Origin of the sequence: Leifsonia shinshuensis (assembly GCF_014217625.1) — a bacterium.
In the GTDB taxonomy this organism is placed as follows: Bacteria; Actinomycetota; Actinomycetes; order Actinomycetales; family Microbacteriaceae; genus Leifsonia; species Leifsonia shinshuensis_A.
The window spans coordinates 2,254,653-2,267,603 of record NZ_CP043641.1; the positions used below are offsets into that span (position 1 = coordinate 2,254,653).

Consider the following 12,951-nt stretch of genomic DNA (forward strand, 5'->3'; position numbering starts at 1 on the left):
CTCGTCTCATCAGTCGGTGCTCCATTTCCGGGTCGCGAACTGGTAGATCGCCGACAGCACGCAGAGGCCGGCGGCGAGCAGCACGCTCAGGGCGGTCGCCGCGCCGTAGTCGCCGTTGACGAACGCGTAGTTGTAGATGAGCAGGAGGATCGTCGTCGTCGCGCCCTGCGGGCCGCCCCCGGTGAAGAGGTACGGCTCGGTGAAGAGCTGCATCGTCCCGATGATCTGCAGCAGCAGCATCACCAGGATCACGCCGCGGATCTGCGGGAGGGTGATGTGCCAGACCCGTGACCAGATCCCCGCGCCGTCGAGCTCCGCCGCCTCGTACAGCTCGGTGCGCACCGAGGTGAGCGCGGCCAGGTAGATGATGACGGCCGTCCCGGACGCCGCCCAGGTGGCCTCCAGCACGATCGAGGGCATCGCGGTCGCCGGCGAGTCCAGCCACGGCTGCGGCGGGATGCCGACCAGGCCGAGGATCGAGTTGAACAGGCCGTCCGCCGACGAGTCGTAGAACACCTTCCAGAGCAGGATCGAGACCACAGGCGGCACGATCACCGGCAGGTAGGCGAGCGTCGTGTAGATCCACGACCTCCCGCGCAGCTCGGCCATGAACACGGCGAGGAAGATCGGCAGCGGGAAGCCGAAGACGATCGCGAGCACGGTGAAGTACAGGGTGTTGATCGTCGCCTGGCCGAGCGTCGGGTCGGCCAGGACGTACTGGAAGTTGCTCAGCCCGACCCACTGGGCCGGGGCGACGAGGTTGGTCTTCTGCAGGCTCATCACGAGCCCGTTCACGATCGGCCCCCACGAGAAGTAGAGGAAGATCAGCACGACCGGCAGCGCGAACAGCACGACGGCCGGTCCGCCCTGGCGGTACCAGGCGACGAAGCGGTTGCGGCGGCGCGGCTGCACGCGCTCCCTCGCCCGCGGGATGGTCGGGGCCTGCTCCCTGATCACCATGGTCACTCCTTACGGGATGGACGGACCGGCGCGCACCGGGTCACGGTACGCGCCGGGCCGTCGGTGATCAGCGTCCGAGCTTGGCTTGGACCGTGCTGGCCGCCTGGGAGAGCAGCGAGGAGATGTCGGCGTTCTGGTCGGAGAGCACCGCCTGGACCACCGGGTCGAGCGCCGCGTAGACCTCCTGCGCCTGCGCCGGCGGTTCGGGGATGATCTTCTGGTCGGCCGCGACCTTCACGTACGGGTCGAAGTTGCTCACCGGGACGTTCACGTACGGCTTGATCCAGCCGTTGAACTTCGCCTGCTGGTCGGCGCCCATGACCGGGAGGCCCGGGACGCCGACGGGCTGCTTGTCCGCCGCCTGCGCCTTGGCCTGCGCCACCGCTGCGGTCTGGTCCTGGTACTTCGCCAGGTAGAAGAACTCGATCCACTTGAGCGCCGCGACCTTCTGGTCCTCCGTCGCGTTCGGGTTGACCACCTCGACGGAGCCGCCGGACAGGGTGCCGTGGTCGCCGCCGTTTTGCGGGAGTCCGCCGACGCCGAGGTTCTTCGGGTCCATGCCGTTGGTCACGACGGAGGCCGAGTACTGGTCGGGCGCGGACATGAACATGCCGATCTTCCCGGCGGCGAAGCCCTGCGCCATGCTGTCGAGGTCGTAGAGCGTGGTGGTGCCCATCGACTGGTCGGTCCAGCGCATGTCGTGGAGGGCCTGGAGCGCGTCCTTCGACGGGGTGTCGTTGAAGGTGACCTTGGTGCCGGCCGCGTTCTCGATGGTGCCGCCGAACGCGTAGGTCTGCGTGGTGAACATCCAGCCGCCCTGGCCCTTGGTGCTGAGCTGGGCGTAGCCGACGGCGCCGGTCTTCTGCGCGATCTGCTTGGCGTCGGCGCGGACCTCGTCCCAGGTCGCCGGCGGCTTGTCGGGGTCGAGCCCCGCCTTGGTGAACAGGTCGCGGTTGTAGATGAGGCCGACCGAGTAGGCAGCGGTCGGGACGCCGTAGGTGTGGCCGCTGGAGTCCTGGGCCACCTTGAGCACGGTGGGGTTGAGCTGGCCGCCGAGCTTGGTCTGCTTCAGCGCGTCCGTCAGGTCGGCGACCTGCTTGCGGGCGATCAGGCCCTGCGGCTCGGTGAACGGCACGTTGAGCGTGTCGGGGAGGTTGCCGCCGGCCACGAGCGCCTGGAACGTGGTCGCGTCCCAGACCGTCTCGGTCGGCTTGAGGGTGATGTTCGGGTTGGCCTTCTCGAACGCCTTCACCTGCTTGTCGTAGTAGGCGCGGTTGTCGGCGTCGGACGCCGCCGGGCGGTCGCCGATCGAGATCGTGACCTTTCCGCTGCCGGCGTCCGAGCCGGGCGAGCTGGAGCATCCGACCAGTGCTGCGAGAACGGCGGCGCCGCTCGCTGCGGCGATGACCGCCTTTCGCGATGGTTTCATCATTGAAACTCCTTGATTGCAGCGGCCCCTGGGGGCCGCGTTCTCCGGGTTGGGATGAGTAGCGCAAATGCTTTCGCAACGGCAGTCTGCCGGATGCGTTGGGTAAAAGCAAGCATTTCTGGAATCTGCGCAATTGATTGCGCGTTGCTGGCGTGTCCGGCGTAGTTTGGCTGGCAGATGGATTGCAATAGTTTGCGCGATGCCCGCGATCTCGGCGGCGCGCCGGACCGGTGGAATCGGCGCGTCACGGCTCGTGATGGAATCGCTCTCACGCTGATGACACCCAGGCCGCGCGTGCCCTACCGTTGGGTGAGCGCCACACTCGAGGAGGACTGATGACGAAGCGGGCCAGCATGAGCGACGTCGCGCGCGCGGCGGGCGTCTCGCTGACCACGGCCTCCCGAGCCCTGGGCGGCGTGGGCCGGGTCTCCCCCGAGACACGCGCGAAGGTGATCGAGACGGCGGAGCGCCTCCAGTTCCAGCCGGACATGATCGCCCGCTCGTTCGTCACCGGCCGCAGCTTCATCGTCGGCGTGCTGGCGGAGGCCGCTCTCGGTCGGTTCAGCATGCCCCTCATCGTCGGAGCGACCGACTACCTCGGCCGGGAGAACATCGCGGCGGTCACCCTCGACGCGCACGGGACGCCGCGCATGCTCAACGAGTACCTGAAGCGCCTGCGCTCGCGACGCATCGACGGCATCCTCGTCGTCGGCGACGACCCCAACCGGGCGAGCCTGGTCCTGTCGGAGGACTTCTCGGTCCCCGTGGTGTTCGCCTCCTCTTCGGCCACCCCCGAGACGGACTACGTGGTCGCCCCGGACAACCGCGGCGCCGGCCGCACCGCCGCCGAGCACCTGATCACCCTCGGCCGCCGCAACATCGCGCACGTCACGGCCGCAGTCCACGAGCCGGCCGTGGACGCCCGCGCCGCCGGTTTCACGGAGGCCATGGCCGCCGCCGGCATGAAGATCGCGATGGGCGGCCCGCTCTACGGCAGCTACCTGCAGCGCTGGGGCACCGACGCCGCCGAGCGGATCATCGCCGCGGGCGAGCCCGTCGACGCGATCTTCGCCGCCAACGACGAGATCGCGATGGGCCTGTTCGCGACGTTCCACCGCCACGGCATCCGCGTCCCCGACGACATCGCGATCGTTGGCTACGACAACCGCCTCGCCGGCGTGGCCCGCCCCGACGACCCGCTCACCACCTTCGACCCCGAGCTGGGAACCGTCGGCGAGAAGGCCGCGGAGCGGCTGCTCAGCGTGATCGGGGGCGGCGGCGAGCCGGGCGTGGAGTACGTGGCCCCCCGCTTCGTGGTGGGCCGCTCCACGGTCGGCCCCACCCTGGACCCGTACGACGTGATGTGAGGCCGGCGGCTACCGGAGGAGCCTGCCCGGTCGCCAACGGAGGAGATCGCGGGCTGAGGCGGCCGGATCTCCTCCGCTGGGCGTCATCGGGCGGCGTGGCGGGGTGGATGTCCTCCGTTGGCGACGGTCACGCCGTCGCCCACTGGAACGTCTCCCAGCCCTGCAGCCGCGGCGCCTCCGCGAGCAGCGGCGTGTCCGCCGTGTCCTGCCGTGCGCTGACGAACTGGCCGTTCGCCAGCGCGACCAGCCCCGCACTGCCGCCGGTGACCGCCCAGCGGAACTTCTCCCAGGCGCCGATCGCCGTCACCAGCGCCACGAGCGGCGCGCCCGTCGTGTTCTGCCACGCGCTCACGTAGTTCCCGTTGGCCAGCGCCCGGAGCGCGATCGCGCCTCCTCCGGCGTCCACCACCGTGAACTTCTCCCACGTGTCCACGACCGTGGCGACGGCCTCCACCGGTGCGGTGCCGTCCGCGTTCACCCGCGTGCTCACGTAGAGACCGTTCGACGCCTTCAGCGAGATGGTCGAGCCGATCGGCGCGAGGCTGGCGACGGCGTCGGGGTGGGCGGTCACGTAGCTCTGGTACGCCGTGTACGGCGGGTCGAGCGGGGTCCCGTCCGCCTCGGTCAGGCCCCACTGCGTGCCGCCGTCGAGCTCGTAGATCATCGCGGACTGGAAGCCGACGGTGGTGCGCGCGGTGCGGAACTCGTCCAGCTGCCCGGGGATGTACGACGCGCGGTAGGTGAGCGGCTGGTTCGGGTCCGAGTTCCACTCGGTCATCAGGAACGGCTTGCCGTAGCGTGCCTTGCAGTAGATCGGGAGGTTGAACGACGGCCCGGCGCCGTCCGTCCCGATGTGGAAGATGTCGCCGTCGCCCTCGTAGTTGTGCCAGGTGGTGAGGTCCCAGCGCACGGTCGGATGGCCTCCAGAGCCGTCCGGCTGCATGCCGTCCCAGAGCGCGTCCGCTGCGGCGACGTCCGACTTGCAGAAGTTGATCCCGCACAGCGCTCCCGGCTGGACCGCCTTGACTCCGTCGATCAGTCCGCGCATGAAGCCGCGCATGATCGGCCAGTTGGCGTTGTTGAAGTCCACCACCTTCGTGCCGGCGTCGGCGACGTGGTCCGGCTGGATGATGTACGGGTCGCGGGTGAGCTCGTTGCCGCACTCGTACATCGTCACCCCGTAGGGGGCGAACGCGGTCGCGACGTTCACCCCGATGGCGCGCGCCGCCGTGTAGGCGTCACCCTCCGACCCGAAGGCCAGAGCGTCGCCCGAGCGGATGCCGGCGTCGATCACCGGGAACGTCGCCAGGCCGGCACCGTGCAGGTACTGCGCGATAGCCGCCGCGGCGCCGATCGTCCCCGTATCGCCGCCAGTGTTCACCCGCAGCACCGACGCCCCGAGCCCCGCCATCGCCGCGGCGATCGTCGCGGGCGACAGCGACGTGTCGTGGTGCGAGTTCACCCCGTAGCCGAGGCCGGCCGGCGCCGAGAGCGCGATGCGCGGATCCGTGGAGGGCCGCCACACGTCGCCCAGCACCACGTACCACTGGCCGCCCGTGCCGCAGTGGTAGACCATCCCGCCGTACCAGAGCAGCACGGACACATTGAACGTGTTGCCGACCGTGGCGCCGTCGCGGTAGATCACCCCGCCGGAGACGGTCCAGACGTGGCCGCCGTTGTCGGTGATGGAGGCCGCGGACGGGATCGTCGTCCCGTCCGGCGACGCGTTCGGGGAGTCCGCCATCGGCCGGACGCCGAGCGTGGACGCCGATGCGCGGGGTGGCGCGGCGGCCGCGAGGACCAGGGTGGCGGACGCGGCCGCCGCGGCGCCGAGGAAGACCCGGCGCGGGATGGGATGCGAGGGATCATGGCGTTCGTTCATCTTCGTGACTCCTGGGTTCGTCACGGCGCGCACACGTCGTCGTGGTGGCTGGCTGCACAAATAGCGCAATCACTTGCACGCCTAAGAATGAGCCTCCCCGGCCGCGAGCACAAGCCCCGTTCGCCTCCCGACAGCCAGCGGTCGCAAACGATTGACACCGGCGCACAGCTGGCCCTACTCTGGCCGAGCCGCGCGAATCCGCGCGTTCTCGATCCGATTTCGAACGACGGAGTTCACTGTGAAGATTCGATCGTTATCCGTCGTCACCGCGTTGGCCTTGCTCGGCGCGGTTGCGATTCCGACCTCAGCGCAAGCAATTGCGCATCCAGCAAACGTCAATACGAGCGCAAAACCCGCGCCCGCGGACTGCCCCGCTCCCGTCCCCAACCCGGTCTCCGACAACGTGGCCGACTACCACCTCGACACGAACGTCGTGGGCGCCGGCCGGTGGTCCTACGAGTCCATCGACGGCACCTCCGTCGGGATGCTGAACAAGGGCGGGGCCGGAGCCTTCGCCGCCGACGAGTGGGCGGCCGACACCGGCAAGCCCGAGCACGCCTGGTTCGTGAAGGCCGACGGCTCGATCGGCACCGACTGGCGCCAGATCGCCGAGACGTACACGGTCCCGGATGCCGCGGACGGCAAGAACGTCCACATCACCGGCTCCTTCACCTCCCCCGGCGGCCGGTTCCGCGTGCTCGTCTCGCACGACGGCGACCCGAACACCATCGGCAACCCCGGCGCCTTCGCCCAGCTCCTCACCTACACCGGCACGGCGACGAACTTCGACCTGAACTTCACTGCGGCGAAGGGCGACGACATCCTGTTCGTCGACGACGGCGTCTCGACCTGGTGGGTCCCCGGCAAGCTGAAGGCGACGGTCACCACCGAGCTCTCGACGCCTCCCGCCGTGGTCACCGCCACTCCCGGCGCCGGCTCGATCACCGTGGGCGACGCCGTGAAGCTGGCGAGCTCGACCGCCGGCGCGTGCATCGCGTACACGACCGACGGCTCCGACCCCACTACCTCCGGCACCGCGAAGACCTACGGCACGCCGATCACCATCACGGCCGACACCGACATCAAGGCCGTCGCGATCTCGCCGACCGGGGCCCCGAGCGCGGTCACCGACCTCCCGTTCGTGCTGAACGAGCCGTTCCGCGCGTTCGCGGGCGTCAACCAGGCCGGGACGACGGGCCTGGCCTCCAATCTGCAGTGGTCGCGCCAGGACTTCAACTGGGGCAGCGTCGAACCGGCGAAGGGCCAGATCGACCAGGCCGCGCTGGCCGAGTACGTCCGCCAGTTCACGGAGGCCAAGGCGCACGGCGAGACCATCCTCCCCGTGCTCGGCTACACCGCCGACTGGGCCGCGAACCGCACCGGCTACAGCTACGAGTTCCACGGCAAGACCTACACGTACGGGCCGGTGACCGGCACGCAGGGCTACAACTTCGTGCGCGAGCTCACCGTGAAGGACGCCTCCGGCAAGGTCCTCTCCGACCAGACGGCGCAGACCAACATCGGCCGCACTCCCCCGCAGGACCCGGCCGACTACGCGAACTTCGTGAAGCTCGCCGTCGACACCCTCAAGCCGCTCGGCATCACTTACTTCCAGGTCTGGAACGAGGCGTACCCCGGGTCCGGCTTCTGGGAGGGCGGCATGGACCAGTACATGCAGGACATCCAGCTCCCCGCGGCGAAGGTCATCCACGCCGCCGGCGCCAAGGTGGTCTACGGCGGCTGGATCTGCGGCGCCCCGCTGAGCGAGTACATCGCGCTGCTGGACAAGTGGAACGCGTGGAAGTCGATCGACGTCTACGACATGCACTACATGCCGATCGGCACCATGCAGACCATCTACGCAGCCGCCCAGAAGCGCGGGATCAAGAACCCGTCCGTCTGGCAGACCGAGCTGGGCTTCACGACGGAGGACAAGTTCATCGCCGACATCTACCCGCGCGTGTTCGAGTGGGCGCTGTCCAAGGGCGGCGCGAACCCCGACCAGGTCAAGCTGATGTACTTCGCGAACTGGTCTCCGAACGACTCGGCGGCGTACGGCTACAACCGCACGCTCTACAACGGCAGCGACCTGAGCGCGAAGGGCAAGACCCTGGTGACGCTCGCCTCGCTGCTGCGCGGCACGAAGGCCGAGACCTACACCGACTTCACGACCTCCCCTGGCCTGAAGCCGGAGCTGAACGAGGCCCTGTCGACGGCGAACGGCTTCCGGCTCGACGACAAGCGCGTCGTCCTGGCGATCGACCTGAAGCGGCAGAACCAGGCGGACATCTTCGAGGACCAGACGACGGGTGACACCATCCACCTGAACTTCGGCGACCCGACGATGACGGTGACGCTGAGGAACGTGAAGAACGTCACGTCGCTGGACCGCGTGGACCTGTTCGGCAACCGCACCCCGCTCACGTGGAAGAGCGTCGGCAGGAACGCCATCCAGGTCCAGGTGCCGATCATGGACGCCGACCCCACGGTGCACGACCTCAACCAGACGGAGAACGAGGACGTGTTCTACCTGTCGCTGCAGCAGGGGTGATCCGGCGGAGTCTGTTGGTGGCGCCCCGGGTCCCGGTCGATGGCCGGGACCCGGGGCGTCGTCGCGTCAGGCACTGCCGCGGCTACGCCCCCGCCAGCATCCCCATCCCCCGCAGGCTCTCCGCCGTCGCCACGATCGTCTCCACCGCCGGCCGCGGCCGCAGCCCGAGCTCCGCCTTCGCGCGCTCGTTGTGGATGACGAGCGGCGCGGGCTCCTCACCCGGCAGCTCGACGGTGGGCACACGCTGCGCGAGCTCGCCGAGTTCCGCGCGCAGCACGTTCGCCACGTCGAGGAAGGTCATCGTCGGGCCGTCCGCGAGCACCAGGTAGCGTTTGCCCGCGGCCTCCGGCGTCGTCATCGCGGCGACGTGGGCCGCCGACACGTCGCGGACGTCGGCGATGCCGAAGCGCTGGCGCGGGACCGCCGGCATCGTGCCGTCGAGCATTCCGGTGAAGACCTGCAGCGACGACCGCGCCGAGGCGGTCAGCGTCGGGCCGGCGATCCAGGTCGGGTTGATCACGACCAGCTCCGTGTCGCCGCCCTCCCGCTCGATGAAGTCCCACGCCGCGCGCTCGGCGACGGCCTTCGAGAGCGGGTAGGCCGGCAGGCCCGGCGTCTCCGGGTCGGTCCAGTCGGACTCGTCGTAGTCGCGGACCGGCTTCGGCGAGTAGCCGACCGCCGCGAACGACGAGGTGAGCACCACGCGCCGGGCGCCGGCCGAGCGGGCGGCGCGCAGCACGCGCAGCGAACCGTCCCGCGCGGGGACCACGACCTCGGCCGGGTCCGCCGTCTGGATCATCGGCGACGCGACGTGATACACGTCCTCGATCCCTGCCAGGGCATCCTGCCAGCCGTCGTCGTCGGTGAGGGAGGCCGCCACGAACGTCAGCCCGGCGTCGTCGCTCCCGGCGCGCCGGACCGCGGCGCGGACGTCGTCGGCCCGCTCGGGAGTGCGCACCGTCGCGCGCACAGCGATCCCGGAGGCGAGGAGGTCGGCGATCAGCCGCGTGGCCAGGTAGCCGTTGCCGCCGGTGACCAGAGTGCTGGTGGTGCGGGTGGTGGGGGTCGCGTTCATCGGAATGTCTCCTCGAGTCGGGGAAGGATGGCCTCCAGTTCGATGTGCGCCTCGGCTTCCGCCGCCACATCGGCTCGCGCGCGGGCGTCCCACAGCGCGGCCTTCGCCCGCAGGTAGTCGAGGTGGGTGCGCAGCGTCGCGATCTGCTCTTCCACGCGCACGGCGTGCCGCAGCAGGATGTCCCGCTGCTCGCCCGCCGTGTCGTGCCCGCGCAGCCGGTTGGCCTGGTACGTGCGCATGTCCTCGATCCCGACGCCCATCGCCCGCAGACAGGCGAGCACCTGCGCCGTGTCGAGGTCGCCCTCGCTGTAACGCCGGTGTCCGCTGCTGCCGTCGCGGGCGATCGGGCCGAGGAGGCCGACCTCCTCGTAGTACCGCAGGGTGGGCTCGCTGAGACCGCTCTGCCGGGACACGTCCTGGATGCTCAAACTGGTCATGTCCCCATCAGAACAGACCTCAAGCGCTTGAAGTCAAGCGCAGTCTTCCGTGCAGGCTCAGGCCCGGTCGTGGAGGGTGACGTGGTATCCGTCCGGGTCGGCGAACGTGAACGTCCGGCCGAACGGGCCGTCGATCGGGGCGGACACGATGGTGCGGCCGTCGGAAGCGAGGGCGTCGTGGATCGCCTGGACGTCCGTGGCGCGCAGCCACAGCGCGACGCCGAGGCCGGGCCGGGCGACGGAGCCGAGGTCGGTGCCCTCGACGACCTCCCGCAGCGCGAACGCGATCGGCTGCGTGTCGAACACGACAGCGTGCGGGGGCCCGGCCGGCGAGCGGACGAGGCCGAGGTACTGCTCGTAGAACGCCTGCGAGGCGTCGAGGTCTCGCGTCTGGAGCGAGATGAAATCGGGGCCGATGGCGGTCATGGTGGAACTCCTCTCGTGTGTCAGTTATCTGACACGACCGAGTCTATGTCAGACTACTGACATGAGTGAAGCCGCTGAGGTCATCCACCTCGAGACGTCGCTGGGATACCTGCTCAAGGAGGCGTCGAGCGCCCTCCGCGCCGCGATGGAGGAGGTCCTCCGTCCGCTCGGGATGACGGTGACCCACTACTCGTGCCTCGAACTGCTCGCCCAGCGCCCCGGACTGTCCAACTCCGAGCTGGCCCGCGGCGCCTTCGTGACCCGGCAGACGATGAACGTGCTGCTGCAGGCCCTGGAGCGCGACGGATACGTGACGCGCCCCGAGCAGGCGCCGGTCGGCAAGGCGCTCCCCGCGCGGCTCACCGCGAAGGGCCGGCGGAGCCTCGCGACGGCGAGCGCGGCGGTCCGGTCGGTGGAGGTGAGAATGCTGGCCGGGATGACCCCGGCCGACCAATCCGCCGCCTTCGCCAGCTTGACGAGCATGATCCGGTCGCTGCGCGGCGACGACCCGGCGCCCGCGCCGTAGCCGCCCTGCAAAGCGGCCACTCGCATCCCCGGCCGGCGTCCGCCCGGATCATCGATGTGTCCAGGTATTCCGTCGTCTCTCCATTCCGGCGCGCCGGTGCCGCGCGGTGTCATGGGGTGTCCCCGCACCTGCGTGGATGACGACGAAGTCAGGAGCTCACATGTTGACCAAACGCGTGGTCGGGCTAGGGGTCGCAGCCCTGCTCGCCCTCAGCGCGGTGACCGCGACGGCCCTCCCCGCGGACGCCGCGCCGGCGCACGCGACCGCGACGCCGGCGCCCACCTCACCCACCCCGGGGCTCGCGGCGACCCCCTACGCGGGCTGGAACACGTACTTCGGCCTCGGCGGCGACTACACGGCCGCCCAGGTGCTCGACGTCGCCGACCATCTGGTCTCCAGCGGCCTCGCCAAGGCGGGTTACGACATCGTGTGGCTGGACGGCGGCTGGCAGGCCTCCACTCCGCGCGGCGCCGACGGCCTGCTGCAGGGCGACCCCACCCGCTTCCCCGACGGGATGGCCGCTCTCGCCGCCGCCATCCACGCCAAGGGCCTGAAGGCCGGCATCTACACCGACGCCGGTCCGTACATCCCCGGCTCGTGCGGCCTCGGCAGCTACGGTCATTACCAGACCGACGCCGACACCTTCGCGAAGTGGGGCTTCGACGCCGTCAAGGTGGACTTCCTCTGCGGCATCACGGCAAACCTCGACCCGAAGACGGTCTACACGCAGTTCGCCGACGCACTGCGGCACAACAGCAGCGGGCGGCCGATCATCCTGGACATCTGCAACCCGGTGACCTCGCCCGACTGGGGCAACTACCCGGAGTCGCAGCAGTCCACCAACACGTGGAGCTACGCGCCGTCGATCGCGCAGGCCTGGCGCACCTACACCGACGTGGGCTTCGTGAACTCGATCAAGTACACCGACGTCCTCCGGAACTTCGACGCGAACGCGCGGCACCCGGAGGCCGCGGGGCCAGGACACTGGAACGACCCCGACTATCTGGGCCCGCAGCTCGGGATGACGGACGAGGAGTTCCGCTCGCAGATGGCGCTGTGGTCGATGTCGGCCGCTCCCCTGGTCGTCGGCAGCGATCCGCGCACCTTCACCCCGGCGACGGTCGCGACGCTCACCAACCCCGACCTCCTCGCCATCGACCGCGACCCGCTGGGCAAGCAGGCCGTGCGGGTCGGCGCGGCCGGGACGACGGAGACGTGGACGAAGCCCCTCGCGGACGGCTCCCTCGCCGTCGCGCTCGTCAACCGCGGCGACACCGCCGCCGACATCGCGACCACTCCGTCCGCCGTCGGCATCGACGCGACGCGCGTGACGATCAAGGACGCCTGGACGCACGCGCTCAGCGAGGCCAAGAACAGCATCCGCTCCAGCGTCCCGGCGCACGGCGTCTCCGTGCTGATCGTCCGGAAGGGCACCGGCCAGCCGCAGAGCCCGCGCGTGCTCGTGGGCGCTCCGTCGTTCACCGCGGTGAACGGCACCGCGATCACGCCGACGGGCGACCTCCTCGCCGCCGCCGGCTCGACGCTCGCCGTGACCGTGGCCGTGCGCAACGACGGCACCACCCCGGCCCTGTCGCCGAAGGTGACGCTGACGACGCCGTCCGGCTGGACCAGCACGGCGTCCGCACGGCAGCCCGGGTTGATCGTCCCGGGTGGGATGGCCACGGCCGGCTTCACCGTGACGGTCCCCGCCGGGACGGCGGTCGGATCCTCGTCCATCGGCGCGGCCGTCTCGTTCACCGGGATCCGCGGCGCGGTCACGGTCGCGTCTCCCGCGGCCACGGTGACCGTGGCTCCTGCGCCGCCGTCGGGCGCGGACCAGCCGCTCTCCCATCAGCCGTGGGTCTCCGCCACGAGCGGGTGGATGACGCCGGCCGTCGATCAGAGCGTCGGCGGTGGCAACCCGATCCGGGTCGCGGGCGTCACCTACCCGACCGGCCTCGGCGTCGCCAGCCCGTCGGACATCCGCTACTACGTCGGCGGGGCGTGCACGCGCCTCACCGGCACGGTCGGGATCGACGACGTGGTGAACAACGTCGGCCCGGAGGGCGGGACGGCCACCTTCTCCCTCGTCGCAGACGGTAAGACCGTCTGGGACAGCGGAGTCGTCACCCGCGGTCACGCCGTCACCTTCGATGTGAACCTGACCGGAGCGCGCGAGCTCGTCCTGCACGTGGGCGACGCCGGCGACGGTGGTTACAACGACCGCGCCGACTGGGCGGCCCCGCTGATCAGCTGCAGCTGACACCACCACCGAGAAGGGGGCGTGCGCGCGCGCCC

The 12,951-nt window shown here is 70.2% G+C and carries 10 protein-coding genes; 4 read left to right on the top strand and 6 right to left on the bottom strand.

All coding sequences use genetic code 11. The features are described from left to right. Positions 1-9: 9 nt before the first annotated feature. Both F1C12_RS10785 and F1C12_RS10790 read right to left on the bottom strand, forming a co-directional pair. Positions 10-960 (bottom strand): carbohydrate ABC transporter permease, encoded by a 951-nt coding sequence (locus F1C12_RS10785; protein ID WP_185275030.1) that lies wholly within the window; start codon positions 958-960, stop codon positions 10-12. Between the two features lie 67 nt (positions 961-1,027). Next, positions 1,028-2,392 (bottom strand): extracellular solute-binding protein, encoded by a 1,365-nt coding sequence (locus F1C12_RS10790; RefSeq protein ID WP_185275031.1) that lies wholly within the window; start codon positions 2,390-2,392, stop codon positions 1,028-1,030. Between the two features lie 332 nt (positions 2,393-2,724). On the opposite strand from F1C12_RS10790, the gene F1C12_RS10795 reads away from it, so the two are divergent. After that, a complete protein-coding gene (locus F1C12_RS10795; protein ID WP_185275032.1) occupies positions 2,725-3,756 on the top strand; it encodes a LacI family DNA-binding transcriptional regulator in 1,032 nt (343 codons plus the stop codon). Positions 3,757-3,883: 127 nt separating this feature from the next. On the opposite strand, the gene F1C12_RS10800 is transcribed toward F1C12_RS10795, so the two are convergent. After that, the gene (locus F1C12_RS10800; RefSeq protein ID WP_185275033.1) at positions 3,884-5,638 is read right to left on the bottom strand and encodes a hypothetical protein; all 1,755 of its coding nucleotides are present in this window, start codon (positions 5,636-5,638) and stop codon (positions 3,884-3,886) included. Between the two features lie 403 nt (positions 5,639-6,041). On the opposite strand from F1C12_RS10800, the gene F1C12_RS10805 reads away from it, so the two are divergent. Further along, positions 6,042-8,189 carry a chitobiase/beta-hexosaminidase C-terminal domain-containing protein gene (locus F1C12_RS10805; protein WP_219732602.1) on the top strand — a complete coding sequence of 716 codons (2,148 nt, stop codon included), beginning with the start codon at positions 6,042-6,044 and terminating at the stop codon, positions 8,187-8,189. 82 nt (positions 8,190-8,271) lie between these two features. Here F1C12_RS10805 and F1C12_RS10810 read toward each other — a convergent pair whose 3' ends face one another. The 3 genes from F1C12_RS10810 to F1C12_RS10820 are packed head-to-tail and all read right to left on the bottom strand — an operon-like array spanning position 8,272 to position 10,127. Beyond that, positions 8,272-9,264, bottom strand: coding sequence for an NAD-dependent epimerase/dehydratase family protein (locus tag F1C12_RS10810; protein ID WP_185275034.1), 993 nt, complete (start codon positions 9,262-9,264; stop codon positions 8,272-8,274). Then, a complete protein-coding gene (locus F1C12_RS10815) occupies positions 9,261-9,701 on the bottom strand; it encodes a MerR family transcriptional regulator (protein WP_185275035.1) in 441 nt (146 codons plus the stop codon). The genes F1C12_RS10810 and F1C12_RS10815 overlap by 4 nt, the downstream gene beginning before the upstream one ends. 57 nt (positions 9,702-9,758) lie before the next feature. Beyond that, positions 9,759-10,127 (bottom strand): VOC family protein, encoded by a 369-nt coding sequence (locus F1C12_RS10820; protein WP_185275036.1) that lies wholly within the window; start codon positions 10,125-10,127, stop codon positions 9,759-9,761. A gap of 61 nt (positions 10,128-10,188) precedes the next feature. On the opposite strand from F1C12_RS10820, the gene F1C12_RS10825 reads away from it, so the two are divergent. Together F1C12_RS10825 and F1C12_RS10830 are read left to right on the top strand one after the other, a co-directional pair. Continuing rightward, positions 10,189-10,653 carry a MarR family winged helix-turn-helix transcriptional regulator gene (locus tag F1C12_RS10825; RefSeq protein WP_185275037.1) on the top strand — a complete coding sequence of 155 codons (465 nt, stop codon included), beginning with the start codon at positions 10,189-10,191 and terminating at the stop codon, positions 10,651-10,653. A 160-nt stretch (positions 10,654-10,813) separates the two neighbouring features. Further along, a complete protein-coding gene (locus tag F1C12_RS10830; protein WP_185275038.1) occupies positions 10,814-12,916 on the top strand; it encodes an NPCBM/NEW2 domain-containing protein in 2,103 nt (700 codons plus the stop codon). The last annotated feature ends 35 nt before the right edge of the window (positions 12,917-12,951 follow it).